This window comes from Mycobacteriales bacterium (assembly GCA_035550055.1).
GTDB lineage: Bacteria > Actinomycetota > Actinomycetes > JAFAQI01 > JAFAQI01 > DASZTV01.
Genome location: DASZRO010000018.1, coordinates 127,020 through 151,731, shown reverse-complemented (window position 1 = coordinate 151,731; position 24,712 = coordinate 127,020). Strand labels below are relative to the sequence as shown.

The following is a 24,712-nucleotide window of genomic DNA, read 5'->3' as shown; positions in this document are numbered from 1 at the left end:
GCTTTTTGCCCAGCAACGCAGCGTCGCCCGGGAGATCCCCCAGCAACGCAGCGTTGCTGGGGGGAAGGTCAGACGATGGGGGTGGCGACCGTGGCCTGGGTGGTCGGGATCACCTGGTCGGGTGAGAGGCTGCCGCCGGGCGCGACCACCGGTACGTCGAGGTTCTCGGTGGTTCCCGCGGTCGCGAAGCTGAAGGACACCGGCTCGGTCGTCCCCACCGTCGGCGCGGTCGCCGTAGTGACGGCGAGCGTGGTCGCGCTCGGGTCGAGCTCCGGGTCGCTGATCGAGACGACGACTCCGGGTGGCAGCGTCACCGGCCCGCCCTGAAGGGATGCGGTGCCCAGTGGCGTGGTGACACCCGTGAGGGCGTCCGGGGTCCGGCCGTCGTTGACGAGGGTGACCACGAGGTAGGTCGTGCCGGAGTCGACCGACGTCGCCGAGGGCAGCGTCGTGAGGAATGCGTTGCGGATCTTGATCGCGCCGATGTGGTTGCTCGCGGCCTGGATCTGGGTGTGTTCCTTGCTCGTCTCGTCCTTGGCCTCCATGCCGCATCCGGCAAGGACAGGCAGCACGAGCGCGAGCGCGCCCGCGGCGATGCTGCGCTGTGTGGCACGGCGCGCGATCACAGACACTCCTCGAGTCCTCCGGTCCGGCGTTGCCTACTTGGCAGGCGCGGCCAGCCTACTGAGGTGCCCGTGCGAGGCCGGAGGCGGACCCGCCACCTCGCTAGTGGCGCACCAGCATGCTCTGCAGCTCCGCCTCCAGTGAGGACTGCGAGGCGTTGCTGACGTCGCGGTCGATGTCGTAGATCGTGCCGTCCTTGTTCACGACGACGACGGTGGCCGAGATCGCGGTCGGGTCAGGCGCGGCGCTGCCGGTCACGGCGGTCGCGAGCGCCGCGCTCGGGTCGAGATACAGCGTCACCCCGCGGTCCAGCGAGGCGACCACCGCGGCTGTGCTCGGGTCGCTGGCGGACGGTACGACGACGGCCAGCGGTAGCCCTTCGCTGTACGCCTCCCCGCCGAGCCCATCGAGCAACGCCTTGCACGCACAGCCGACCGGCACGAGAGCGAACACCGCCGGACGCAACGCAACCGCGCGAGAGTCGACCGGTCCGTTCGGGCCGGTCAACGTCACCTCGGGCAGCAGCCCGCCGACCGAGCCGTCGGCAACGGTCGGGGCGGCCAGCGGCGCGGCCGACGGCGGTTGCACGGCTTGCGGCGCCATCACGGTCAGCATCAAGGCCACGAGGCCGGCCAACGCGGTGGCGAGGGCCAGCGCGAAGATCGGGCCGGTCGCGCGGCGGGCATTCGAGCGGGTGAACCGCCGGCCCCGGCGGGCGCGCCGCAGCTCGCGGTGGTAGGCGGCGATGTCGGCTGCCAGCTCGGAGATGTCGTCGGGTACGACGAGGTCCGCCCAGCTCTCATCAGCGGCATGTGCCGCCTCACCCGGTCGGTCGTCGTCGTCCCGCATCGGGTTCGAGTATGCGCTCGATGTCGCTGTCGCGACATACCCTGAACACACCAGATCGAGGTCGTCCCCAGCGTTGTGCACATGCACGTGCCGGACGTCCTGTCAAGACCTGGATTTGCGCAGAACAGGCCTCTGACCTGCGGTTTTGCTCTTTGGCGGCCGGTCGGGGCAGCGATTTTGCGTGATATCCTGGAGGTCAGCGAAGGGATCAACGCGCATGACGTTCACGGTCGGCGAGACTGTCGTTTACCCCCACCACGGGGCGGCGCTCATCGAGGCAATCGAGACCAGGACCATCAAGGGCGAGGAGAAGACCTACCTCGTCCTGAAGGTTGCGCAGGGCGACCTGACGGTCCGGGTTCCCGCCGACAACGCCGAGTACGTCGGGGTCCGTGACGTCGTCGGCGCGGACGGCCTGGAGCGGGTCTTCGAGATCCTCAAGGCCCCCCACACCGAGGAGCCGACGAACTGGTCGCGCCGGTACAAGGCCAACGTCGAGAAGATCGCATCGGGTGACGTGAACAAGGTCGCCGAGGTGGTCCGCGACCTGTGGCGGCGGGACCGGGAGCGCGGCCTGTCGGCGGGCGAGAAGCGGATGCTCGCCAAGGCCCGCCAGATCCTGGTCAGCGAGCTCGCGCTCGCCGAAGGCACCAACGAGGACAAGGCCGAAGCCATTCTGGACGAGGTCCTCGCCAGCTAGCCGCCGCGATCTTGATTAGCCCTTCTGGGTGAAGTGGCGAGGGCCCGAGAGGCCGAGAATCGCTAGGTGAGCCGGACCCGCGTGCCGAGCCGCCGTACCCCGAACAGCCTTGTCGAGGTACTGCGGCTGCTCACGGTCGTGTTCTTCATCGGCCTCGGGGTCGAGGTCGGCCAGGTCAGCTCGCGCCATCTGCACAACGTCTCGATCGGCCCGTTCCGCGGCGCCGGGCTCGGCGTCATCGTCGGCTCGGGGGTCGGGTACGTCGTCGGCGGCATCCTCGGGCGAACCGCCGCGACCACCGCGGACCGCACCGAGGCGGTCCTGCGTGAGGTCTCGGCCGACACCCTTGTCGCCGGCAGCTTCGGTGCGCTGGTCGGTGCGCTCATCGGCGTGGTCACCGGCTGGCCGCTGTTCTTCATCCCAGGGCTCGCCCTTGCGGTGTCGCTGTTCAGCATCGTCGTCGTACTGCTCGCCTACGTCGGCTTCCGAGTGGGCGCCGCCAAGCGCGACGAGGTGCTCGGGGTCATCGGGTTCCGCACCGGGGTCATGCCGCGGCGGGTCTCGGGCTCCGCGCTGGTGAAGCTGGTCGACACCTCGGTGGCGATCGACGGGCGGATCGTCGACGTGGTCCGCGCCGGGTTCGTCCACGGCCGGTTCGTCGTGATTCAGCCTGTGCTCGACGAGCTCGATCGGCTCGTCAAGACCTCGGACCCGACCCGCCGCAGCCGCGGCCGGCGCGGCATCGAGGTCCTGGAGACGCTGCGTCGTGAGCCGTTCGTGGACCTCGACGTGATCCCCGACCCGCAGCCCGAGGTCGACGCCGTCGACGAGAAGCTGGTCCGGACCTGCCTCGACCTCGACTACGCGTTGCTCACGCTGGACTCGAACCTGGCGAAGTCGGCCGCGATCTCCGGGGTTGCCGTCCTCAACTTCCACGCCCTCTCCCTCGCGCTGCGCCCACCGGTGGTGGTCGGCGAGGACGTGACCGTCCAGGTCACGAAGCCCGGGCGTGAGGCGGGACAGGGTGTCGGGTATCTCGACGACGGCACGATGGTCGTGGTCGAGCGAGGTCGCTCGCTGGTCGGCAAGGATGTGACGGTGCGCATCAGCAGTGTGGTCGTGACCGCCAACGGGCGTCTGGTCTTCGGGGACGTGACCGGGCCGGCGCCGGCGGCCAAGGCAGGAGCATGAGCGAGGAGGTCGTCCCGCTCAACCAGGCGTTGGCCGGCGTACCCCGAATCGGCATCGGGGTCGACGTGCATCCGTTCGCCGACGATCGTCCGCTCGCTCTCGCCGGGCTGGCCTGGCCGGGCGAGCGAGGGCTCGCCGGTCATTCGGACGGGGACGTCGTCGCGCACGCCGCGTGCGACGCGTTGCTGTCGGCGGCGGGCATGGGCGACCTCGGCGCACAGTTCGGGACCGGGGATCCCCGGTGGGCGGGCGCCTCCGGCGTGGCGCTGCTGACCGAGACCGCCCGCCGGCTCATCGTGGCGGGTTGGGCGATCGGCAACGTCGCGGTGCAGCTGATCGGCGAGACGCCCAAGCTCGGCTCCCGCCGCGTCGAGGCGGAGGCTGCCCTGTCCAGTGCCATCGGGGCGCCGGTCTCGGTGTCGGCGACGACCACCGACGGTCTCGGGCTGACCGGTCGCGGCGAGGGCCTCGCGGCCATCGCCACCGCCCTCCTCGTCGCCGTCTAAGCGTCGAGCCCAACCTTTTTGGTCTTTCGGGCGCCGCGAAAGACCAACAACGTTGGGCTCGGCGGATCAATAGGGTGGGTCGGTGGCGCTGCGGCTGTACGACACCAGGACCCGGGCGGTCCGTGACTTCGAGCCCGTCACCCCCGGCATCGTCACCCTCTACGTCTGCGGCCCGACGGTGCAGTCGGCCCCGCACATCGGGCACGTCCGTTCGGCGGTGGCGTTCGACGTCGTACGCCGGTGGCTTCAGGCGAGCGGCCACGACGTCCACCACCTGCGCAACGTCACCGACATCGACGACAAGATCCTCGTCAACGCCGACGCCAAAGGCACGCCGTGGTGGGCGCTCGCGACCGCGGTGACGCGTGAGTTCCACGCTGCTTACGACGCGTTGAACTGCCTGCCGCCGACGGGAGAGCCTCGCGCCACCGGGCACATTCCGGAGATGGTCGCGCTGATCCAACGGCTGATCGAGGCCGGCCACGCCTACCCCTCCGGGGGCGACGTCTACTTCGACGTCCGCTCTCACCCGGCGTACGGCGAGCTCTCCGGCCAGCAGCCGGACGCGATGCAGTCCGGCGACGACGGTACGGCGGCCAAGCGCAGCCCGCTCGACTTCGCATTGTGGAAGGCAGCCAAGCCCGGCGAGCCGTTCTGGGACACCCCGTGGGGCCCCGGCCGTCCGGGGTGGCACATCGAGTGCTCGGCGATGGCGACGAAGTACCTCGGCCCGACCTTCGACATCCACGGCGGCGGGCTCGACCTCGTCTTCCCGCACCACGAGAACGAGCTCGCGCAGTCCGCCGCAGCCGGTGACGGGTTCGCGCGGTTCTGGCTGCACCACGGCCTGCTCAACACCAGCGGTACGAAGATGAGCAAGTCGCTGGGCAACTCGCTGTTCGTCGCCGACCTGCTGGCGGCGGCCCGCCCGCAGGCGTTGCGCTACTACCTCGTCTCGCCGCACTACCGCTCCGAGAGTGAATGGAGCGATGCCGGCCTGGCCGAGGCTGACGCGGCCTACACCCGCATCGAGAACTTCCTGTCGCGGGCAGCCGAGCGCTACCCCGACGTCAGCGGGACCTCGGGGCTGCCGGAGGAGTTCGTCGCGGCGATGGACGACGACATCGCGGTGCCCGCCGCGCTCGGTGTGCTGCACGACACGGTCCGCCGCGGCAACTCCGCGCTGGCCGACGGGGATGCCGCCGCGGCGCGGTCGGCGTACGCCGAGGTCGCGGCGATGGCGGACGTGCTGGGGCTGGCGCCCAACGAGTTCGCCGGCAGTGGCGAGTCCGCGCAGGGACAGGTCCTCGACGCGGTGATGCCGGCACTGCTGGCATCCCGGCAGGCGGCGCGCGAACGCAAGGACTTCGCCGAGAGCGACCGGATCCGCGACGCGCTCGCGGCGGCCGGCGTGGTCGTCGAGGACACCGCCGACGGGCCGCGCTGGCGGATCGGGTAGCGCCGTGGCGAGCAAGAAGGGTCCGACCAGCGGCACCGGAGGTCACGGCCGTCGCAAGCTGCAGGGCCGCGGCCCGACCCCGAAGGCAGAGGACCGGACGAAGCATCCGGCCGCTCGCCGGGCCCGGGCGGCGGCCAAGCGAGCGACGGCCCAGCCGCGCCCGGCCCGCCAGGACACCCGTCGCCGCGAGGGCGCCGCGGACGTGGTCGCCGGCCGCAACGCGGTCGTCGAGGCGCTGCGCGCCGCGGTGCCGGCCACGACGATGTACCTCGCGTCAGGCCTGGACCGCGACGATCGGCTGATCGAGGCGGCCCGGCTGGCCAAGGAGCACGAGATCGCGATCATCGAGACCGGCCGCCCGGAGCTCGACCGGCTCAGTGGCGGCGCTGCGCACCAAGGCATCGCGCTCGCGGTGCGTCCGTTCGACTACGCCCATCCCGACGACTTGCTGCGCCGGGTGCTCGAGTCGACCGATGCGCCGCTCGTCGTGGCACTCGACGGGGTGACGGACCCGCACAACCTCGGCGCGGTGGTGCGCTCGGCTGCGGCGTTCGGCGCCCACGGCGTGCTGCTGCCGCAGCGCAGGTCGGTGGGGGTGACGCCGTCGGCGTGGAAGGCGAGCGCGGGGGCGCTCGCCCGGTTGCCGGTCGCTCGCGCGACGAACCTGGTCCGGGCGCTCACGTCGTACGCCGACGCCGGGCTGATGGTCGTCGGTCTCGACGGCCGGGGCGAGCTCGACCTCGACGGCTTCGAGCTGGCGACCGGGCCCCTGGTCGTGGTGGTCGGCGCCGAGGGCGCGGGGCTGTCGCGACTGGTCCGGGAGCGCTGCGACCTCACCCTGCGGATCCCGCTGGCCGGGCCGGTGGAGTCGCTCAACGCCTCGGTCGCCGCCGGGATCGCACTCGCCGAAGTGGCCCGTCGCCGGCGCGGCTGAGGGCGGTCAGCGCTCGGTGCAGCGGGCCCGGTAGGGCCGGCCGGCGCGGCCGGTTTTCCTCGCCGATCTTGTGAGACGCGACGAGGGGCATTTTCCCGGTGAGACCCGGGTCACAGGGTTTTGTCCGAAAAGTCGGATTTATCCGCCCGCAACTCCAAGGTCGCTCGCTCGTTGTTGTGACGAGGCCCGATGTTCACCGGCCGGTCACGAACCTACGATTCGTCACTGGTCGTGCCAGTTGCCCAGCGTTGAGAGGCCTGACCTATGCGTTCAGCGAGGGTGCACCCGGTTGCGCCCGTGGCACGCCGTGAGGACGACGACGACGCGCTCGTCGCCGCCGCCCGGGCGGGCGACGACTACGCACTCAGCGACCTGCTCACCAAGTACCGCGGCTTCGCCCGGTCGAAGGCACGCTCCTACTTCCTGGTCGGGGCCGACCACGAGGACATCGTCCAGGAGGGCATGATCGGCCTCTACAAGGCGATCCGCGACTTCAACCCGGAGCTCACGTCGAGCTTTCGCGCCTTCGCCGAGCTCTGCGTGACCCGCCAGATCATCACCGCGATCAAGACCGCGACCCGCCAGAAGCACGGACCGCTGAACAACTACGTCTCGTTCTCCCGCCCGGTCGTCGCTGACGAGGACGGGGACCGCACGCTCGCCGACGTACTCCCGATGACCGCGGTCTGCGACCCAGCCGACCTGGTGATCTCCGCCGAGCGGATCCGGGCGCTGCAGGCCCACTTCGACGCGGCGCTGTCCGACCTCGAAGCCGAGGTGCTGCGGCTCTACATCGACGGCAAGAGCTACCACGAGATCGCGGCGGTGCTCGACCGGCACGTGAAGTCGATCGACAACGCGCTGCAGCGGATCAAGCGCAAGCTCGACGGTCACCTGCGGGCGCGGGAGATCGCTGACGCGTCGTGATCACCGGGGCTTGATGCCCTGAGGTTGGTCGAAGACGTTGCGCCGGTCGTAGCTCCGTTTGACTTCGACCAGCCGCGGCAGGTTCGCGCCGTAGTACGCCCGCTGCGGGTCGACCAGCGTCGCGTCCGCGTAGTTCTGGTACGCCTGGCCGGTGCCGTAGGGCCGCAGCGTCGCATGAATCGCGGCCAGCGACGACCGGTTGCGGGCCAGCGCTGCATCGCCGCCGCCGCGCCATCCCGCCGTGTACTGCGCGTTGAACAGCGCACCCCGATGGACGTACGCCGTGGCGTCGGGGGCGAGGTCGTCGACCGCGCCGCCGAGCGCGTCGAGCGACACGCCGCCGTTGCCGAGGAGTGGATCGGCCGCGCGGCGTTCGACGGCTTGCACCATCGCCGCGATGCCTGCCGCGGGGATCGGGTCGTGGAAGTAGTCCGAGGCGCCGAGGAACGCCGCGCGCGGCAGCGTGCCGCCCGGCGTCTCGGCGCCGACGTGGCATTGCGCGAGCGTGAGGTCGGCGCACCCCGCTTCGAGCAGCATCGTCGACTCGTAGTCGTCGTCGGTGATCGAGCGGGTCGTCGGCGCGAGCGGCACCGCGGCAAGCAAGCTGTCGAGGTGGCCCGACAGGGCGCTGCTCGGACCGACGTGGACCGCGACGACCGACACGTTCGGGCCGGCCGACTTGGTGTCGGGCGCGAGGACGTGGCAGGCCGACCACAGCTCGCGGGGCGCCGCGACGGCGAACGCCTGCCAGGCGCTCACCACGTCGGCGGCCGCCGACCACGGCCAGACCAGGAAGGCGTGCGAGAGCGCTTCGGTCGGATGGGTCTGCACGGTCAGCGAGGTCACCACGCCGAAGCTGCCACCGCCGCCGCGCAGTGCCCAGAAGAGCTCGCCGTCGTGGTCGGCGTCGACGGTCTGCGCCGTGCTGTCGGCGGTGATTACCCGGGCGGCGGCGATCCGGTCACAGGTCAGGCCGTACTTGCGGGTGACGACTCCGACCCCGCCGCCGAGTGCCAGCCCGGACAACCCGACGGACGGGCAGGACCCCGCAGGGATCGCGACACCCTGCGCAGCGAGGCCGGCGTACACGTCGACCAGCGCCGCGCCGGCGCCGATCGTCGCGGTGCCGTCGCCGACGTCGATGTCGTGCAGCCCACGCAGGTCGATCACCAGCCCGGGTCCGGTGGAGGCACCGATGTAGGAGTGGCCGCCGGACCTGATCGACAGCGGCAGACCGAACCGGTGCGCGAACGCGACGCATGCCGCGACGTCGCTCTCGGTCGCGACCGTCGCGACGGCCGCCGGGCGGACGTGGTCGAAGCGGGGGTCGAAGAGCAGGGAAGCCTCCTCGTACCCCGCCTCACCACGCCGTCGCAGCTCACCGGTCATGGCCTGTCGCAGCGCCCGCCAGTCGGTGGCGGCTGCGGTGGCGGGGGCGCTCGGCGGCTTGGGCGTCGGTGTCGGGGCCCGCGTACCGCTCGGCGCCACCGGCCGGCCGGAGCCGCCACTGCACGCGGCGAGGACGCCCGCCGCTCCCGTCCCCGCCAGCAGGCCGAGCGCCCGCCGACGAGTCAGCGGCACCCCCGGCATGCACAGAAGACTCTCGAAGCGCCGATTCGGTTGGCAGCCGCCGCGCTCTAGGGAATCACTGATTAATGCCGTCCGTCGCGAGCGGCGATCCGGGCGGCGGCTGGCAAGGCGGAGGAGGAGCGCGGTAGCAGCGCTACCGCCGACGACGACAACGCGGTCCAGCCGTCGATCCGGGCGACGCGCAGCAGGACATGCATGGATCAGTGATTCCCTAACCTTGGGGCGCTTGCCCCGTTAGCTCAGTGGTAGAGCACTCGCCTTGTAAGCGAGCGGTCGTCCGTTCAATCCGGACACGGGGCTCGGTGCTGTCGTCGGTGGCAGGATGAGCCCGTGGCCGATCAGACGTCCCAACCGGTCCGGCAGTCGGCGTGGCAGTCGGCGCAGCTGCAGCTCGCGGAGGCGGTCAAGCACCTCGGGCTCGACGACGGGATGTACCGGACGCTCGCGACGCCTCGGCGTGAGCTGACGGTGGCCATTCCGCTGCGCCGAGACGACGGCAACGTAGAGGTACTGCGCGGCTATCGCGTCCAGCACAACGACGCGCGGGGCCCGGCCAAGGGCGGGATCCGCTATCACCCGTCCACCGACATCGACGAGGTGCGCGCCCTCGCGATGTGGATGACCTGGAAGTGCGCGTTGATCGGCATCCCGTACGGCGGCGCCAAGGGCGGCGTCACGATCGACCCGCGCCGTTACAGCCACTACGAGCTGGAACGGGTGACGCGGCGTTACGCCAGCGAGCTGTTCCCGATCGTCGGTCCGGAAAAGGACATCCCGGCGCCTGACGTCGGCACCGACGAGCAGACCATGGCGTGGTTCATGGACACCTTCTCGGTGCAGAAGGGCTACACCACCCCTGGGGTGGTCACCGGCAAGCCGCTCAGCGTCGGCGGGTCCGAAGGCCGCGGCGGTGCGACCAGCCGTGGGGTGCAGATCGCGGTCTTCGCAGCGCTGCGCGAGGCGGGCGTCGACCCGGTCGGCGCGACCGTCGCGGTGCAGGGCTTCGGCAAGGTCGGGGGGCTGGCCGCACAGTTCCTTCAGGAAGCCGGCTGCAAGGTGGTCGCGGTCTCCGATGTGGGGGGCGGTGCCTACAACGCGGCCGGACTCGATCCCGCCGCGATGCTCCGCGACGTCCGCGGCGGGCTGGCCACGGTCGCGGGCTATCCGGGCACGGACTCGATCACCAACGAGGACCTGCTGACCCTCGACGTCGACGTACTCGTGCCGGCAGCGCTCGAAGGCGTGATCCACAACGGCAACGCCGACGCGATCAAGGCGCGGTTCGTGGTCGAGGGCGCCAACGGCCCGACCACGCCCGACGCGGACGCGGTGCTCGAGAGCAAGGGCACCGTCGTCGTACCCGACATCCTGGCCAACTCGGGCGGGGTGGCGGTGTCCTACTTCGAGTGGGTGCAGGACATCCAGGTGTACTGGTGGTCCGAGCAAGAGGTGGTCAACCGGATGAAGGCGATCATGGAGCGCTCGTACGCCGACGTCGCCGCCGTGGCGCGCGAACGGGGGGTGTCCAAGCGGATCGCGGCGCAGATCATCGCCGTCGGGCGGGTGGCGGAGGCGCATCAGATCCGCGGTCTCTACCCGTGACGGGCCCCTGTTGCGTGACCTGTGAGCCCAGGCGTGCCAGAATGACATCGCTGTAGTTCGGCGCCGAACGATCGCAGGAGTCTGCCATGAGCGTTGTTGGAGCGGTCTCTGACCGCGAACCCGCCAACGGCGAGCTCTCTGAGCGCGACAGCGCGATTCTGGAGTTCGAGCGGCAGTGGTGGAAGTACGCCGGAGCCAAGGAGCAGGCGATCCGCGACCTGTTCGACATGTCGGCCACGCGCTACTACCAGGTCCTCAACGCCCTGCTCGACCGGCCGGAGGCGCTGGCTGCCGACCCGATGCTGGTCAAGCGGCTGCGCCGGATGCGGGCTGCCCGGCAGCGTCAGCGTTCGGCGCGCCGCCTCGGCTTCGAGGCCTGACCCAAGGCTTTCGCCATCGCACCGCGGGGCTCGGGCTCGAAAGGGCCGTGGGTCGGTAGGCATCGCGCGCCGCCGAGCGCCGTTCGCAGGGTCATGGTGCGCCTCGTCGCGCCGGTGGTTGCCGTCGTGGCGGTCGCTGCCGTCGTCCTCGTCGTGTACAAGGTAAACGGCCACTCGTCGGGCAAGGGCCCCGGTCCCGGCGTGGTCACGGCGGCGACGACGCCGACACTGACACCCGACCCGACGCCCACGGTGACCGCGAGCAGCGCTGGTCCGACCCCGACCGCGAGTCGCCCGGCGAGTCCACCGGCCCGGCACACCGCGCCTGCGGCCAAGCCGAAGCCCAAGCCCGATCAGACCGCCATGGCGCCGGTGCGGGTCTACAACAGCACCACGATCACCGGCTTGGCCCATCACGTCGCCGAGGAGATCCAGGCGCGCGGCTGGACCGTGATCGACGTCGGCAACGTCAGCGGCGCCTCGTCACTGACCACGCTGTACTACGCGCCGGGTCTGCATGCCGCCGCGCAGCACCTGGCCGGCGAGTTCTCCGGGATCCAGCGGGTCGTGCCGGACTCCGCCGCCGGCATCACCTTCAGCGGGCTCACCTTGATCCTGACCGCCTCCTGGCACGACTAGACCGACGACGATGGCGGTCACGTCTGATGCCGTTGCGGCGTTGCTGGCCGACCCGTCGTCGGCGGTTGTGGCGGTGGACTTCGACGGGACCCTGGCTCCGATCGTGTCCCGCCCGCAGGACGCCCGGCCGGCGCCCGGTGCGGTCGACGCGCTGACCGCACTCGCGGCCCGGATCGGCGCCGTCGCGATCGTCAGCGGTCGGGCCGCCGAGGAGGTCCTCGGCCTCGCCGGGCTGACCGCGCAGTCCGGGATCCAGGTGCTCGGCCACTACGGCTTGCAGAGCTGGCGCGAGGGTTCGCTGACCACGCCTGCGCCGGTCGAAGGCGTCGGACGTGCCCGCGCCCGGCTGGCCGAGCTGCTCGCGACGGCCGATCCCGGCGTACAGACGGAGGACAAGACGCACTCGGTCGCGGTCCACACCCGGGGCGCCGCCGACCCGACCGCAGCGCTCGCGGCGCTGCGCCCGGCGCTGCTGGAGCTCGCGGCCGACTGCGACCTGGAGGCGGTGCCCGGCCGCTATGTCATCGAGCTGCGCCCGCGCGGGGTCGACAAGGGGGAGGCGCTGCGCCGGCTGGTCACCGACTCCGGCGCGCGAACGGTGATCTACCTCGGCGACGACCTCGGCGACCTGCCGGCGTACGCCGAGGTGGAACGGCTGCGTCGCGACGCGGCGGTGTCGGGCTTGACGGTGGCGGTCGCCGACCCCGCGGACCCGGACTCGCCGCGGGAGGTGGCGGCACGCGCCGACCTCGTGCTGGCGGGTCCGGTTGCGGCGGTCGCGTGGCTGGCCGGTCTGGCCGACATGCTCGACGCCGGCTGACTCAACCCAGTACGTCGAGCTGCTGCTGGAGCCACTCGCGCGGCGGCAGGGCGGCCGCGACCCGGGCGAGCTCGGCATAGCGAGCGGCGCGCTCGCCGTCCGGCATCGTCAGCGCGGCGTGCATCGCCGCCGTGGTCGCCTCGACGTCGAGCGGATCGACCAGCAGCGCCTCGGTCATCTCGTCGGCGGCGCCGGTCTCCCGTGACAGCACGAGACCGGCGCAGTCGTTGAGGAGCACACCTTCCTTGGCGACGAGGTTCATCCCGTCGCGCAACGAGTTCACCAGCAGGACGTCGGCGGACGACAGGGTCGCCAGCGAGCGCGCGTAGTCGTCCTTGACGTCGAGGTGGACCGGTTGCCAGCCGCCGTCACCGAGCTCGGCGTTGATCGCCGCCGCGGTCTGGCGGCACAGGTCGGTGTAGTCGCGGTACTCCGCGACGTCCTGCCGACTGGGATAGGCGAGCGCAACGTGGACGACGTTGCCGACGTGCTCCGGATGACGGCGCAGCAGGTCGGCGAAGGCCAGCAGCCCGCGATGGATGTTCTTCGCCGGTTCCGTGCGGTCGACGCGGCCGATGATGCGTGCCCCGCCCACCTCGGCGCGAAGCTCCGCGCGCCGCTGCGCGACGTCAGGCTCGCTTGCCCGGGCGCGCAGCGGCGCTGCGTCGACCCCCAGCGGATGGACGCGCAGCGGCACCGCGACCTCGATGCCCAGTGCCGACGCGCACTCCGCGAACTCCGCGGCCCAGCGCGGGGAGTGGAAGCCGAGAGAGTCGGCACCGAGCAGGCCCTCGATCACCGCGCGCGCGACGTCGTCCGGCAGCGTTGCGAAGTCTCGGGGAGCCGCCCACGGCGTGTGGGTGAAGTGCGCGATTCGCAGGTCGGGACGCCGCTCCCGCAGCGCCGCGGGCACCAGGTTCAGGTGGTAGTCCTGCACCAGGATCCGGGCGTGCGGCTCGGCTTCCTCGGCGATCGCCGCGGCGAACGTCTCGTTGTAGGCGACGTAGCGCTGCCAGTCCTCGCGCCACCGCTCGTCGTACGCCGCCGGCTTCCCGAGGCCGTGGTTGAGCGGCCACAGCGTCGAGTTCGAGATAGATGTGTACGCGCCGTCGAGCACCCCTGCGTCGATGCCGAGCATGCGTACCGCGGCGCCTTCGGTGTCGAACCCGGCGAGATCGACCCGCCCGCCTTCGGCGGCAGCTGCGACCTCGCGGTCGGTGTCGGACAACGCGGCGCACACCCAGACGGCGCCGGGCGCCGCGGCCGCGATCGCCATGGCGGAGACCAGCCCCCCGCCGCCTCGCCGCGACGTGGTTCGGCCGTCGTCGTCGCGTGAGAACGACAGCGGCCCGCGGTTCGACGCGATGACAACCGAGGCGCTTGCCACGACCAAAAGACTAGGAGCCGAAAGAAACCCGGCGGCTGTCGCCGGCCGGCGTATGGCAAACTGATCACTGCACCCGCTTTCGGGCGGGCGCACCTCTCATCAAGAGGGGCTGAGGGAACCGGCCCGTTGAAGCCCCGGCAACCACCCGTCTCGGGCAGGTGCCACATCCGGCCTTCGGGCAACCGTCCGGGGGGAAGATGAGGACGGAAGGCCTCTTTGATGTCACCCACTTCGGTGCTAGAGCGCGCCGCTGCCTTCGGCTCGGCGTCCCACCTGGTCTGTCGCGAGTGCGGCACGCAGTACGAGATCGGTCCGTCGCACGTCTGCGAGATGTGTTTCGGCCCGCTCGAGATCGCCTATGACGAGGACCTGCAACGCCTGGTCACCCGCGAGTCGGTCGCGGCCGGCCCGCAGACGATGTGGCGCTACGCCGGCCTGCTGCCGGCCGCGCCGGTCGTCGACCTGCAGGTCGGCATGACACGACTGGTGCGGGCGGACAACCTCGCCCGTGAGCTCGGCATGAAGACGCTGTGGGTCAAAGACGACAGCGGCAACCCGACGCACTCGTTCAAGGACCGGGTGGTCGGCGTCGCGGCCAACGCTGCCCGTGCGCTCGGCTTCGACGTACTGTCCTGCGCGTCGACGGGCAACCTGGCCAACGCCGTCGCCGCCGCTGCCGCCAGCTGCGGGATGAAGTCGGTCGTGTTCATCCCGCACGACCTCGAGGCGGGCAAGGTCGTCACGACGGCGGTGTACGGCGGCACGCTCGTCGCCGTCGAAGGCTCCTACGACGACGTGAACCGGCTGTGTGCGGAGGTCGCGGGCGAGCTGCCGTGGGCGTTCGTCAACGTCAACGTCCGGCCGTTCTACGCCGAAGGCTCCAAGACCGTCGGCTACGAGATCGCCGAACAGCTCGGCTGGCGGTTGCCCGAGCAGGTCGTCATCCCGATCGCGTCGGGTTCGCTGCTCACCAAGGTCGACAAGGCCTGGCGCGAGCTCGGCAAGCTCGGGCTGGTCGACGCGACGCCGTACAAGGTGTTCGGCGCGCAGTCGTCCGGGTGCTCTCCGGTGGCGACCGCCTTCCGGGCTGGGCACGACGTCGTGCAGCCGGTGCGCCCGAGCGGCATCGCGAAGTCGCTCGCGATCGGCAACCCGGCGGACGGGCCCTACGCGCTCGACGTGGCACGTCGTACCGGTGGCGCGATCGAGGACGTCAGCGACGACGAGGTGGTCGAGGGCATCCAGCTGCTCGCGCGGACGACCGGCATCTTCGGCGAGACCGCCGGCGGGGTGACCGTCGCGACGCTGCGCAAGCTGCTCGCGTCGGGCCAGCTCGACCCAGCGGCCGAGACGGTGATCCTCAACACCGGCGACGGCCTAAAGACCCTCGACGCGGTCGAGCCGGTCGCCCGGCCGACGGCGACGATCCCGGCGACGCTCGACGCGTTCCGTGCGGCAGGATTGCACCAATGACCGACATCCGACGCCGTCGTCTCGGCGCGCGCCACGACTTCGCGGGGGCCTCGACATGGCAGTGACAGTGCGCGTGCCCACGATCCTGCGATCGCTGACCGGCGGCGCGGCCGAGGTCACCGCGGAGGGTGCGACCCTCGCCGACGTACTCGACGCCCTCGAAGCCGACCACACCGGCATCCGGGCGCGGGTGCTCGACGAGGACGGCAAGCTCCGCAGGTTCGTCAACGTCTACGTCAACGACGACGACGTCCGCTTCGCCGAAGGCCTGCAGACGCCAACGCCCGACGGCGCATCGGTGTCGATCATCCCCGCCGTAGCCGGCGGCTGACCCGCCGTACCCGCCGGCTGACCCGCCGTACCCGCCGTAGCCCTTCGACGTACCGAAGGAAACACAAACGTTGCAGGAATCACGTTCTCGCCAGCGACCTCCAACGCGATAACGGGATTCCGCAACGTTTGTGTTTCCTTGCGTACCGGGGCGCCCTGCGGGTGATTTCCACAGGGGGGCGATTGGGTCTGGGCGGCGCAGGTTGCCTCCGTCACGGTTGCCGCCGTGGATGCGCTCACCCTCATCGCCCCGATCGCGCGTGACAACGGCGGGGTCCTGACCCGCTCGCAAGTGCTCGCGACCGGGGTCAGCGCCCGGGTGCTGAGTGAGCTCGTGAGCACCGGCTCGGTCGCCCGCATCGCACGCGGGGTGTACGCCGTCGGCGACCCGCTGCCCGAGCCGCGTCGGATCGCCAACGGCTGGTACGCCGTGATCAGCTACCAATCCGCGGTCGCCTGGCACGGCGTCGACCTGCCGACGCCGTTGACCCAGATCCACGTGACGGTGCCGCGCCATCGAGGGCGGTACGCCGAGGCGGTGGCAGGCGTCCGGCTGCACCGTGCGGACCTTGCGCGCACCGACGTCGAGTTCCGCAACGGCGCCCTGGTGACGACGCCGCTGCGTACCTGTCTCGACATCGCCCGGCACGCACCGATCGACCAGGCGGTCGCGATCATCGATGCCTTCATCCGGCAGCGCCACTTCACCGACGCGGAGTTCGCGGCGGTCGCTCGCGGCGCCAAAGGGCCGGGCCGGCTGCGCATCCAGACCGTCGCCGGCCTGGTCGATCCGCTCAGCGGCTCGGTGCTCGAGTCACTGACCCGCGTCCTGCTCTGGCGCGAAGGGCTGCCGATCCCGGTCACTCAGCTCTCGTTGAAGAGCAGCGCAACCGGCTGGGTCGGCTTCGTCGACTTCGCCTGGCCGCAGCTGCGCGCCGTACTCGAATGCGACGGCTACGCCTATCACTCCTCGCGCGAGTACTTCCGCCGGGATCGGCGTCGTTGGACGGCGATCACCGCCGCCGGCTGGCGCCTTGCCGTCGTGACGTGGTTCGACGTCACGCAGGATCCGGCGTACGTCGTGACCGCGGTACGCCGGCTGCTCGACCTCGGTGCCGAAGCGAACACAAACGTGACGAGAGCAGCCTCCTGAGGTGGGTGACCCGCCTCAGGAGGGCTCACGCGTCACGTTTGTGTTTTCTTAGTGGCGGGTGCGCTGCCGGGCCATCCGGCTGGTGAGGACTCGGCCGTAGAACAGGTGGCCGCGGTAGATCGTCTGCTTGTGCACGACCGCGCCGGTGTGCGGCGCGTGCCACCACTTGTCGTGGCCGGCGTAGATCCCGACGTGGAACGGGTAGCCGCCCGACTCCTGGAAGACAAGGTCGCCCGGCTCGAGGTCACGACGCTTGATGTGTTCGATGACGGCGTACTGCGCGGCGGCGTTGTGCGGCAGCCAGTCACCGATCGCGTGGCCGAAGACGTAGCGGACCAGCCCGGAGCAGTCGAAGGAACTCGGTCCGGCTGCGCCGTAGACGTACGGCTTGCCGGCCTGGCGGCGCGCCTCCGTGAGCACCGCGCTCACCGCGTGCTGGTGCCATTCGCGGCGGCGCAACCGGGCGCGCTCGTAGCGCAAGTGGGCGCTGGCCTGCGGCAGCTCGAAGGTGATGGCCGGCAGGTTCGGGTCGATCGGAAGTGTCGGGCCGGTCGTCGGATCGCTCGGATCGCCGGTCGCCGCGCCCGGATCGCCAGGAGATGTGGGCGCGGTCGGGTCGGACGGGCTCGTCGTGGTCGGGTCGGTCGGGGTGGGGTCGGCGGGGCTCGCCGTCCCGGAGTTCGTCCCCGAGTGGGACCCGGAGTTCGTCCCCGAGTGGGTCTCGGTGTCGGTCGCGGTGCTCGTGGGTCGCCCGGTCGGGGCGGCGGAGGCAGTACCGGCGGCGGACACGACCAAACCGGCGGTCAGGCCGGCGAGTACGACGGTGCGAAAGCGGGCACAGGTATGCGAAGGCAGCATGAAGTCCACTCCGACGCCTGCCGAGTTAGCTGTCGGGTTCGGGTGAGTGGATCACCCGGCCGTCGTGAGACGGCTTCACCCCAAGGAGCGAATCGCTCCGTGAAACGCGCGTGCGCGTTCCAGTTGCTGGGTAGAACTTTTGGGTCCCCGGCCCCGTCCGTCTGGGATTGAAGGCGACGCATTCGCCGGACAGGTTTGGCGGTGCGAATGCGACGCGCGCCCGGTTGGGCGCGCCCGCACACAATAACGACACGTTCGGCCGGGCGTGACGCGGGACGCGCCGCGAGCTCACCGACCGGGGATTTCGGGCCCCGACCGACGGCTTGCACTCGACCGGGTCGAGTGCTAACAATGGCTCTAGCACTCTGCGGCCTCGAGTGACAACGCCGGTGGTTACGCCGTTGGTCACGCGGTGGCCGCGGAGTCTCCCCACATCGGACGGCCCGGGACGGGACGTCCGCCATCAGCACAGTCACGCGAGAGGGATCGCCACCCAATGGCAAAGATCATTTCGTTCGACGAGGATGCACGCCGCGCGCTCGAGCGCGGCATGAACCAGCTCGCCGACGCCGTCAAGGTCACGCTTGGCCCCAAGGGCCGCAACGTCGTGCTGGAGAAGAAGTGGGGCGCGCCCACGATCACCAACGACGGTGTGAGCATCGCCAAGGAGATCGAGCTCGAGGACCCGTACGAGAAGATCGGCGCCGAGCTCGTCAAGGAGGTCGCGAAGAAGACCGATGACGTCGCCGGTGACGGTACGACGACCGCGACCGTCCTGGCTCAGGCGCTGGTCCGCGAGGGCCTTCGCAACGTCGCCGCAGGCGCCAACCCGATGTCGCTCAAGCGCGGCATCGAGGCTGCCGTCGAGCGGGTCAGCGAGGAGCTGTCGAAGCAGGCCAAGGACGTCGAGACCAAGGAGCAGATCGCGTCGACCGCGAGCATCTCCGCGGGTGACACCACTGTCGGCCAGATCATCGCCGAGGCGATGGACAAGGTCGGCAAGGAAGGCGTCATCACCGTCGAGGAGTCCAACACGTTCGGGCTCGAGCTCGAGCTCGTCGAGGGCATGCGCTTCGACAAGGGCTTCATCTCGCCGTACTTCGTCTCCGACGCCGAGCGCATGGAGGCCGTGCTCGACGACCCGTACGTGCTGTTCGTCAACTCGAAGATCTCGGCGGTCAAGGACCTGCTCCCGGTCCTCGAGAAGGTCATGCAGGGCGGCAAGCCGCTCGCGATCATCGCCGAGGACGTCGAGGGCGAGGCGCTGGCCACCCTGGTCGTGAACAAGATCCGCGGCACGTTCAAGTCCGTCGCGATCAAGGCTCCTGGCTTCGGCGACCGCCGCAAGGCGATGCTCCAGGACATGGCCATCCTCACCGGTGGCCAGGTCATCAGCGAGGAGGTCGGCCTCAAGCTCGAGAGCACGACGCTCGACCTGCTCGGCCGCGCCCGCAAGATCGTCGTCACCAAGGACGAGACCACGATCGTCGAGGGTGCCGGCGACGCCGACCAGATCGCCGGCCGCGTCAACCAGATCAAGGCCGAGATCGAGAAGTCGGACAGCGACTACGACCGCGAGAAGCTGCAGGAGCGGCTGGCCAAGCTGGCCGGCGGCGTTGCGGTCATCAAGGTCGGTGCCGCCACCGAGGTCGAGCTCAAGGAGCGCAAGCACCGCATCGAGGACGCCGTCCGCAACGCGAAGGCGGCCGTCGAGGAGGGCATCGTCGCCGGTGGTGGCGTCGCGCTCCTGCACGCGTCGAAGACCGCGTTCGACAAGCTCGAGCTCGAAGGTGACGAGGCCACCGGTGCCCGTATCGTCCAGCTCGCGCTCGAGGCTCCGATCAAGCAGATCGCGGCCAACGGCGGTCTCGAGGGCGGCGTCGTCGTGGAGAAGGTTCGCTCGCTCAAGGTCGGCCACGGCCTCAACGCCGCGACCGGCGAGTACGTCGACCTGATCAAGGAAGGCATCATCGACCCGGCGAAGGTCACGCGCTCCGCGCTGCAGAACGCCGCGTCGATCGCCGCGCTGTTCCTCACCACCGAGGCCGTCATCGCCGACAAGCCCGAGAAGGCTGCGCCGGCCATGCCGGGCGGCGGCGACATGGGCGGTATGGACTTCTAGAGTCCAGCCAACTCCCGAAAGGGACCAGCCCCGTACCGGGCTGGTCCCTTTCGTCGTTTCACGTGCAGGATGGTCTGATCCACCCAGCGAAATGAGCCCGATGAAGCCTCGCCCCGCCATGCGTTTCATCTCGGTCGCGGCCGTCGTCGCAATCGCCGCGACAGGGGCGCCGGCACTCGCCGCCACCGCGTCGGACCGGTCGGCGCCGCGGCTTGACGCCGTGCTCGACGCCATCCCGTCGTGGGCCCGCGGCGTGGCACCGGCACGGGTCGAGCCCGCGGCCGCGCCGGTCCAGGTCTCGCTGCTGTTGAAGGGCCGCCACCCGGCCGCGCTCAACGAGCTGGTGGCCCGGGTCAGCGACCCGGCCTCGCCGTCGTACCGGCACTTCCTGACCAGGGCGGAGTACCAGCGGCGGTTCGGCCCGACTGCGGCCGAGGTGGCCGCCGCCACGTCGTGGCTTCGCGACGCCGGCTTCGTGATCGACTCGACGAGCACGTCGCTGATCACCGCGCACGCGGCGGCGTCGGTCGTCGGCAAGGTGTTCGACACGACGTTCGGGTTGTTCCGGGTGGCCGGTGAGCTGCTGCGCTCGCCGCTGACCGAGCCGTCGCTGCCCGGTGCGCTGCACCCGTTCGTGTCGGCCGTGATGGGACTCGCCCAGAACCGCGCCGTGACGGACGCCGGGCCGGCGCCGGCGTACGTGAACGCCCGGCCGTGCTCGCACTTCTACGGCCAGAAGATCGCCAAGTCGCTGCCGACCTACCTCGGCAAGCACCAGCCCTACGCGTTGTGCGGCTACACCGCCGGGCAGCTGCGGTCGGCGTACGGCGTCAACCAGGTCGCCTCGACCGGCAAGGGCGCCGCGGTCGGCATCGTCGACCCGTACGCGTCGCCGACGATCGAGTCCGACGTCGACACCTGGTCGCGTCACATGGGTCTTCCGGCGCTGCGGTCCGGCCAGCTCACCCAACACGTCCTTCCGGGTCTGTCGAGCCTGCCGGAGGTGTCGGTGGTCCTGCCGATCATCGACCCGCAGGACGTCGAGCCGGAGGAGAGCCTCGATGTCGAGGCGGTCCACGCGATGGCGCCCGGTGCCGACATCGACTACTACGCCGCGATTGGCGGAGCGATCGGTCTCAACGAGGTCGGCTTCGAGATCGGGATCGAGCCGCTGTTCGTCGCGCTGGCGCAGGCGGTGTCCGATGACAAGGTCGCGATCATCAGCAACTCCTGGGGAGCGGCCGGCGAGCACCTGACCCCGGGCGACCTGCAGATCTTCGACGCCGTCGCCAACCAGGCCGCGGCGGAGGGCATCACGCTCGACTTCTCCTCCGGCGACTCCGGCGACGAGCTGGCCGCCAGCGGCAAGCGGCAGGCGGACTTCCCGGCGACCAGCCCCGAGGTGACGGCGGTCGGCGGCACCACGCTGGAGGTCGGCGCCAACGGCAAGCGGATCTCCGAGTCGTACTGGGGCACCGACATCGCGAAGCTGGACAAGGGTTCGTGGGACTTGAAGGACAAGGCGTTCAGCTCCGGCGCCGGAGGCGGCGTGAGCACGGCGTACGCCGAGCCGGCATGGCAGCGCGGCGTCGTCCCGCCGGCCGAGGCGACGTACGGCGGGCTGAGCGCGCCGGGTCGGGTCGTGCCCGACGTGTCGATGGTGGCCGACACCACCACCGGCATGCTGATCGGACTGACGGAGCACTTCGCCGACGGCTCGAACCGCTACGGCGAGTTCCGGATCGGTGGGACGAGCGTGTCGTGTCCGCTGTTCTCCGGGCTGCTCGCGCTGGCGGCCGCCGAACGCCACCAGCGGCTCGGGCTGGTCACGCCCACCCTCTACGCCGAGGCCGGCAAGGCGGCCGAGCGCAAGCGGTTGTTCTACGACCCGGTGACGGTGCCGCTGCGCGACGACCTGTCGACGTTGGCTGACGTCCGGCCGGACCACACCGCCACCGACAACCCCAAGTCGCCGGTCGCCTACAGCCTGCGGATCCTGTCGAACCTCGGCACGCTCCAGTCGCTGCGTGGTTACGACGACTCGACCGGTCTCGGTACGCCGAACGCCGGCCCGCTGGTCGCGGCGCTGGCCGGCGTGCGAGGGCACGCCGGCCCGCGCCGGGCGGCAAGATGAGCGGGGTGAAGACCGGGTCGACCCTGCGCCTCGCCGCGGCCGCCGCAGTACTCGCGGTCACCGCCCTGGAAGCGCCGGCGCTCGCCGCTGGCCCGACCGCGCAACCGGTGCGGAGCCTCGCGTCGGTGATCGAGGCGATCCCGGCGTGGGCGCGAGACGTCCTGCCGGCGAAGCTCGAGTCGCCGGACGCGCTGGTGCAGTTCTCGGTGCTGCTGAAGGGTCGTCATCCGGCCGCGTTGCGGCGCTTCGACGCGGCGGTCAGCGACCCGACGTCGGCGTCGTACCGGCACTTCCTGACCCGCGCCGAGTTCGCCCGCCGGTTCGGACCGGCGCCGGCCGAGACGGCCGCGGCGCGGACCTGGCTGCGGCACGCGGGGTTCACGATCGACAACACGACGCCCGGCGGCACGCTGATCACGGCACACGCCACGTCCGCGCTGGTCGGGAAGGTGTTCGCCACGACCTTCGGCCTGTTCGACGTCGCCGGCCGCCTGCTGCGCGCGCCGCTGTCGCAGCCGACGATGCCCACTGCGCTGCGGCCGCTCGCGGCGACAGTGGTCGGGCTCGCGCAGACCCCGGCGGTGTCGGACGCGTCACCACCGACGGGGTACATCAACGCGCATCCGTGCTCGCGCTACTACGGGCAGAAGGTCGCCTCGACGCTGCCCTCCTACCAGGGCCGGCACGCGCCGTACGCGGTCTGCGGCTACACGATGGGCCAGATCCGTTCGGCGTACGGCGTGAACCAGGTGCACTCGACCGGCCGCGGCGTCACCGTCGGGATCGTCGACGCCTACGCCTCGCCGACCGTCGAGTCCGACGTCGACACGTGGTCGCAGCGGATGGGGCTGCCGCGGTTGCGGCCCGGCCAGCTCACGCAGCACACCTTCCCCGGTGAGTCGAGCCTGCCGGAGCTGTCGTTGCTCGGCGTACCGATCCTCGACGGACAGGGTTGGGCCGGTGAGGAGACCCTCGACATCGAAGCGGTTCACGGGATGGCGCCCGACGCGAGCATCGCCTACTACTCGGCCGTCGCCAACCTCCCGTACGAAGAGGTCGCAGGCATCGGGGTCGGCGTCGACAACCTCCTGCTCGCGCTGGCGCAAGCCGTCGAGAGCGGCAAGGTCGACCTGGTGAGCAACTCGTGGGGGGATGACAGCGAAGACACCGTGCTCGGCGACGTACAGGTGCTCAACGCGATCACGAACGAGGCCGCCGCCGAAGGTGTCACGATCGCCTTCTCCTCCGGTGACGACGGCGACGAGCTCGCCCTCACCGGGCATCGGGTCGCGGACTTCCCGACCACCAGCCCCGGGGTCGTCACGGTCGGCGGCACGACGCTGCAGATCGGGCGAACCGGAGCGCGCGTCTCCGAGTCGTACTGGGGGACGCAGAAGATCCCGTTCACCAAGGGGAAGTGGGACTACCAGCACAAGGTCTACATGTACGGCGGGGGCGGCGGCGACAGCACGATCTTCCGCGAGCCGGCCTGGCAGTACGGGATCGTGCCGGCTGACGAGGCGACGTACGGCGGGTTGATGCAGCCGGGCCGCGTCGAGCCGGACGTGTCGATGGTCGCCGACCCGACCACCGGGATCGCGCTCGGGCTGACGCAGAGCTTCGCCGATGGCGCGACCCGCTATGGCGAGTACCGGATCGGCGGGACCAGTCTGGCCTCGCCGCTGTTCACCGGCTTGCTGGCGCTCGCGGACGCCGAGGCGCATCACCGGCTCGGGCTGGTGACACCGACGATGTACGCCGACTCGCGCACCGCGGCGCAGCGGCAGCGGCTGTTCTACGACCCGGTGCCGGTGGCCAAGCGCGGTGCGCTGACCCGCCTGGCCGACGTCCGGCCGGACTACACGACCGGGGACAACCCGAAGTCCGCGGTCATCTACACGCTGCGAACGATCGGCGTACTCGGAACCTTGCAGGCGTTGCCCGGCTACGACGACTCGACCGGCCTCGGTACGCCGAACGCCCCGGCCCTCGTCGCCGCCCTGGCCTGACCCCCCGCCCTCCCAACGCCGCCCCCCAACGCCGAGCCCAACGTTGTTGGTCTTTCGACGGCCCTGAGAGACCAACAACGTTGGGCTCGGCGGGGTGGATAGCCGCGCGGGGTGGATAGCCGCGCGGGGTGGATAGCCTCGCGGGGTGGGTTCGGCCGGATCGCGCGAGAGGCTCGAGGTCCTGCAGGCGCGGCTTGCCGAGCTCGGCAGCGTGCTGGTCGCCTTCAGCGGGGGCGCCGACTCCGCGTTCCTGGTGGCCGCCGCGGCGCGCGCGCTCGGGGCCGACCGGGTCGCGGCGGCGACCGCGGTGTCGGCGAGCCTGCCGGCCAGCGAGCTCGACCAGGCCAGGGACTTCGCGGCCGGCCTCGGCGTACGTCACCTGACGCCGCGCACCGACGAGATGTCGCGCGAGGGGTACCGGGCCAACGGCGCCGACCGTTGCTTCTTCTGCAAGGCGGAGCTGCTCGACGTGCTCACGCCGCTGGCGGATGACCTCGGCCTGGCGTACGTCGCGACCGGCACCAACGCCGACGACGCCGTCGCCGGGTTCCGTCCTGGGATCCGGGCCGCGGCCGAACGCGGCGCAGTCACCCCGCTACTGGACGCGGGGCTCACCAAGCCGCAGGTCCGCGAGCTCAGCCGGGCGTGGGACCTGCCGACCTGGGACAAGCCGGCGGCGGCCTGCCTGTCGAGCCGGATCGCCTATGGGATCGAGGTCTCGCCGTACCGGCTGGCCCGCGTCGAGCGGGCCGAGGCCGGCCTGCGCTCCGCCCTGCGCGAGGCCGGCCTCGATGTACGGGACCTGCGAGTTCGTGATCTCGGCGACGTCGCCCGCGTCGAGGTGGATGCCGACATGGTGGCCTCACTCGCGCGGCGGGGCGACCTGCTCGCGGCGGTCTCCGGATTCGCGTCGGTGGAGGTGGACCCGAGGGGGTTTCGGTCCGGTTCGATGAACGAAGCGCTCGGCGAATAACCGTTTCGATATTCCAAGTAGCCTTGTTCGGGCGTACCGGTCGGGGTATGCC

Annotated in this window: 22 protein-coding genes, 1 tRNA gene and 2 riboswitches; of the genes, 18 read left to right on the top strand and 5 right to left on the bottom strand. The window is 71.0% G+C overall.

Going from position 1 to position 24,712, the window contains the following annotated elements; genetic code table 11:
- Window positions 1-68: 68 nt before the first annotated feature.
- Window positions 69-626: a hypothetical protein gene (locus tag VG899_03055; protein ID HWA65331.1), complete on the bottom strand. Its 558-nt coding sequence runs from the start codon at window positions 624-626 to the stop codon at window positions 69-71.
- Between the two features lie 100 nt (window positions 627-726).
- A complete protein-coding gene (locus VG899_03050; protein ID HWA65330.1) occupies window positions 727-1,473 on the bottom strand; it encodes a hypothetical protein in 747 nt (248 codons plus the stop codon).
- A 217-nt stretch (window positions 1,474-1,690) separates the two neighbouring features.
- Between VG899_03050 and VG899_03045 the strand changes: the two genes are divergently transcribed.
- The 6 genes from VG899_03045 to sigH all read left to right on the top strand — a co-directional run bounded on the left by VG899_03045 (window position 1,691) and on the right by sigH (window position 7,190).
- Window positions 1,691-2,173, top strand: coding sequence for a CarD family transcriptional regulator (locus VG899_03045; protein ID HWA65329.1), 483 nt, complete (start codon window positions 1,691-1,693; stop codon window positions 2,171-2,173).
- Window positions 2,174-2,239: 66 nt separating this feature from the next.
- On the top strand, window positions 2,240-3,364 hold the full coding sequence (locus VG899_03040; protein HWA65328.1) for a TRAM domain-containing protein: 1,125 nt from the start codon (window positions 2,240-2,242) through the stop codon (window positions 3,362-3,364).
- A gap of 29 nt (window positions 3,365-3,393) precedes the next feature.
- Window positions 3,394-3,870: a 2-C-methyl-D-erythritol 2,4-cyclodiphosphate synthase gene (gene ispF / locus VG899_03035; GenBank protein ID HWA65327.1), complete on the top strand. Its 477-nt coding sequence runs from the start codon at window positions 3,394-3,396 to the stop codon at window positions 3,868-3,870.
- An 82-nt stretch (window positions 3,871-3,952) separates the two neighbouring features.
- Window positions 3,953-5,329: a cysteine--tRNA ligase gene (gene cysS / locus VG899_03030; GenBank protein ID HWA65326.1), complete on the top strand. Its 1,377-nt coding sequence runs from the start codon at window positions 3,953-3,955 to the stop codon at window positions 5,327-5,329.
- Between the two features lie 4 nt (window positions 5,330-5,333).
- Window positions 5,334-6,263, top strand: a complete 930-nt coding sequence (rlmB, locus tag VG899_03025; protein ID HWA65325.1) for a 23S rRNA (guanosine(2251)-2'-O)-methyltransferase RlmB — start codon at window positions 5,334-5,336, stop codon at window positions 6,261-6,263.
- Window positions 6,264-6,560: 297 nt separating this feature from the next.
- The gene (gene sigH / locus VG899_03020) at window positions 6,561-7,190 is read left to right on the top strand and encodes an RNA polymerase sporulation sigma factor SigH (protein HWA65324.1); all 630 of its coding nucleotides are present in this window, start codon (window positions 6,561-6,563) and stop codon (window positions 7,188-7,190) included.
- Here the strand turns inward: sigH and VG899_03015 are convergent, their stop codons facing one another.
- Window positions 7,191-8,780: an FAD-binding oxidoreductase gene (locus tag VG899_03015; protein ID HWA65323.1), complete on the bottom strand. Its 1,590-nt coding sequence runs from the start codon at window positions 8,778-8,780 to the stop codon at window positions 7,191-7,193. It abuts the gene before it with no gap.
- Window positions 8,781-9,008: 228 nt separating this feature from the next.
- On the opposite strand from VG899_03015, the gene VG899_03010 reads away from it, so the two are divergent.
- The 5 genes from VG899_03010 (at window position 9,009) to otsB (ending at window position 12,221) form a co-directional block, all read left to right on the top strand.
- A tRNA-Thr gene (locus tag VG899_03010) sits at window positions 9,009-9,080 on the top strand.
- A gap of 30 nt (window positions 9,081-9,110) precedes the next feature.
- Entirely contained in the window at window positions 9,111-10,382 is a 1,272-nt protein-coding gene (locus VG899_03005) for a Glu/Leu/Phe/Val dehydrogenase (GenBank protein ID HWA65322.1), read from the top strand.
- Window positions 10,383-10,468: 86 nt separating this feature from the next.
- Entirely contained in the window at window positions 10,469-10,762 is a 294-nt protein-coding gene (locus VG899_03000; protein ID HWA65321.1) for a DUF3263 domain-containing protein, read from the top strand.
- Window positions 10,763-10,855: 93 nt separating this feature from the next.
- Window positions 10,856-11,401 carry a LytR C-terminal domain-containing protein gene (locus tag VG899_02995; protein ID HWA65320.1) on the top strand — a complete coding sequence of 182 codons (546 nt, stop codon included), beginning with the start codon at window positions 10,856-10,858 and terminating at the stop codon, window positions 11,399-11,401.
- 10 nt (window positions 11,402-11,411) lie between these two features.
- On the top strand, window positions 11,412-12,221 hold the full coding sequence (otsB, locus tag VG899_02990; GenBank protein ID HWA65319.1) for a trehalose-phosphatase: 810 nt from the start codon (window positions 11,412-11,414) through the stop codon (window positions 12,219-12,221).
- Between the two features lies 1 nt (window position 12,222).
- Here the strand turns inward: otsB and VG899_02985 are convergent, their stop codons facing one another.
- A complete protein-coding gene (locus tag VG899_02985; GenBank protein HWA65318.1) occupies window positions 12,223-13,608 on the bottom strand; it encodes a trehalose-6-phosphate synthase in 1,386 nt (461 codons plus the stop codon).
- A 93-nt stretch (window positions 13,609-13,701) separates the two neighbouring features.
- Window positions 13,702-13,812, top strand: a riboswitch (SAM riboswitch).
- 15 nt (window positions 13,813-13,827) lie between these two features.
- Between VG899_02985 and thrC the strand changes: the two genes are divergently transcribed.
- The 3 genes from thrC (at window position 13,828) to VG899_02970 (ending at window position 16,564) form a co-directional block, all read left to right on the top strand.
- Window positions 13,828-15,081 carry a threonine synthase gene (gene thrC, locus VG899_02980; GenBank protein HWA65317.1) on the top strand — a complete coding sequence of 418 codons (1,254 nt, stop codon included), beginning with the start codon at window positions 13,828-13,830 and terminating at the stop codon, window positions 15,079-15,081.
- 55 nt (window positions 15,082-15,136) lie between these two features.
- Window positions 15,137-15,412 carry a ubiquitin-like small modifier protein 1 gene (locus VG899_02975; GenBank protein HWA65316.1) on the top strand — a complete coding sequence of 92 codons (276 nt, stop codon included), beginning with the start codon at window positions 15,137-15,139 and terminating at the stop codon, window positions 15,410-15,412.
- A 225-nt stretch (window positions 15,413-15,637) separates the two neighbouring features.
- Complete coding sequence (locus VG899_02970; GenBank protein ID HWA65315.1) at window positions 15,638-16,564, top strand: type IV toxin-antitoxin system AbiEi family antitoxin domain-containing protein; 927 nt, start codon at window positions 15,638-15,640, stop codon at window positions 16,562-16,564.
- A 48-nt stretch (window positions 16,565-16,612) separates the two neighbouring features.
- On the opposite strand, the gene VG899_02965 is transcribed toward VG899_02970, so the two are convergent.
- Entirely contained in the window at window positions 16,613-17,422 is an 810-nt protein-coding gene (locus VG899_02965) for an NlpC/P60 family protein (protein ID HWA65314.1), read from the bottom strand.
- A gap of 1 nt (window position 17,423) precedes the next feature.
- Window positions 17,424-17,608: riboswitch (cyclic di-AMP (ydaO/yuaA leader) on the bottom strand.
- Window positions 17,609-17,918: 310 nt separating this feature from the next.
- Here VG899_02965 and groL point away from each other — a divergent pair.
- The 4 genes from groL (at window position 17,919) to larE (ending at window position 24,660) form a co-directional block, all read left to right on the top strand.
- Window positions 17,919-19,544 carry a chaperonin GroEL gene (gene groL / locus VG899_02960; GenBank protein HWA65313.1) on the top strand — a complete coding sequence of 542 codons (1,626 nt, stop codon included), beginning with the start codon at window positions 17,919-17,921 and terminating at the stop codon, window positions 19,542-19,544.
- A 100-nt stretch (window positions 19,545-19,644) separates the two neighbouring features.
- Window positions 19,645-21,678: a S53 family peptidase gene (locus tag VG899_02955; GenBank protein HWA65312.1), complete on the top strand. Its 2,034-nt coding sequence runs from the start codon at window positions 19,645-19,647 to the stop codon at window positions 21,676-21,678.
- 5 nt (window positions 21,679-21,683) lie between these two features.
- Window positions 21,684-23,687, top strand: a complete 2,004-nt coding sequence (locus VG899_02950) for a S53 family peptidase (GenBank protein ID HWA65311.1) — start codon at window positions 21,684-21,686, stop codon at window positions 23,685-23,687.
- Window positions 23,688-23,832: 145 nt separating this feature from the next.
- Window positions 23,833-24,660, top strand: coding sequence for an ATP-dependent sacrificial sulfur transferase LarE (gene larE, locus VG899_02945; GenBank protein ID HWA65310.1), 828 nt, complete (start codon window positions 23,833-23,835; stop codon window positions 24,658-24,660).
- Window positions 24,661-24,712 lie beyond the last annotated feature (52 nt).

Coding starts and splice junctions, on each gene's coding strand:
- VG899_03050 (HWA65330.1), bottom strand. CDS start 1,473: ATGCGGGACGACGACGACCGACCGGGTGAGGCGGCACATGCCGCTGAT.
- VG899_03045 (HWA65329.1), top strand. CDS start 1,691: ATGACGTTCACGGTCGGCGAGACTGTCGTTTACCCCCACCACGGGGCG.
- VG899_03015 (HWA65323.1), bottom strand. CDS start 8,780: ATGCCGGGGGTGCCGCTGACTCGTCGGCGGGCGCTCGGCCTGCTGGCG.
- VG899_03000 (HWA65321.1), top strand. CDS start 10,469: ATGAGCGTTGTTGGAGCGGTCTCTGACCGCGAACCCGCCAACGGCGAG.
- VG899_02995 (HWA65320.1), top strand. CDS start 10,856: ATGGTGCGCCTCGTCGCGCCGGTGGTTGCCGTCGTGGCGGTCGCTGCC.
- otsB (HWA65319.1), top strand. CDS start 11,412: ATGGCGGTCACGTCTGATGCCGTTGCGGCGTTGCTGGCCGACCCGTCG.
- thrC (HWA65317.1), top strand. CDS start 13,828: ATGTCACCCACTTCGGTGCTAGAGCGCGCCGCTGCCTTCGGCTCGGCG.
- VG899_02975 (HWA65316.1), top strand. CDS start 15,137: ATGGCAGTGACAGTGCGCGTGCCCACGATCCTGCGATCGCTGACCGGC.
- VG899_02965 (HWA65314.1), bottom strand. CDS start 17,422: ATGCTGCCTTCGCATACCTGTGCCCGCTTTCGCACCGTCGTACTCGCC.
- groL (HWA65313.1), top strand. CDS start 17,919: ATGGCAAAGATCATTTCGTTCGACGAGGATGCACGCCGCGCGCTCGAG.
- VG899_02955 (HWA65312.1), top strand. CDS start 19,645: ATGAAGCCTCGCCCCGCCATGCGTTTCATCTCGGTCGCGGCCGTCGTC.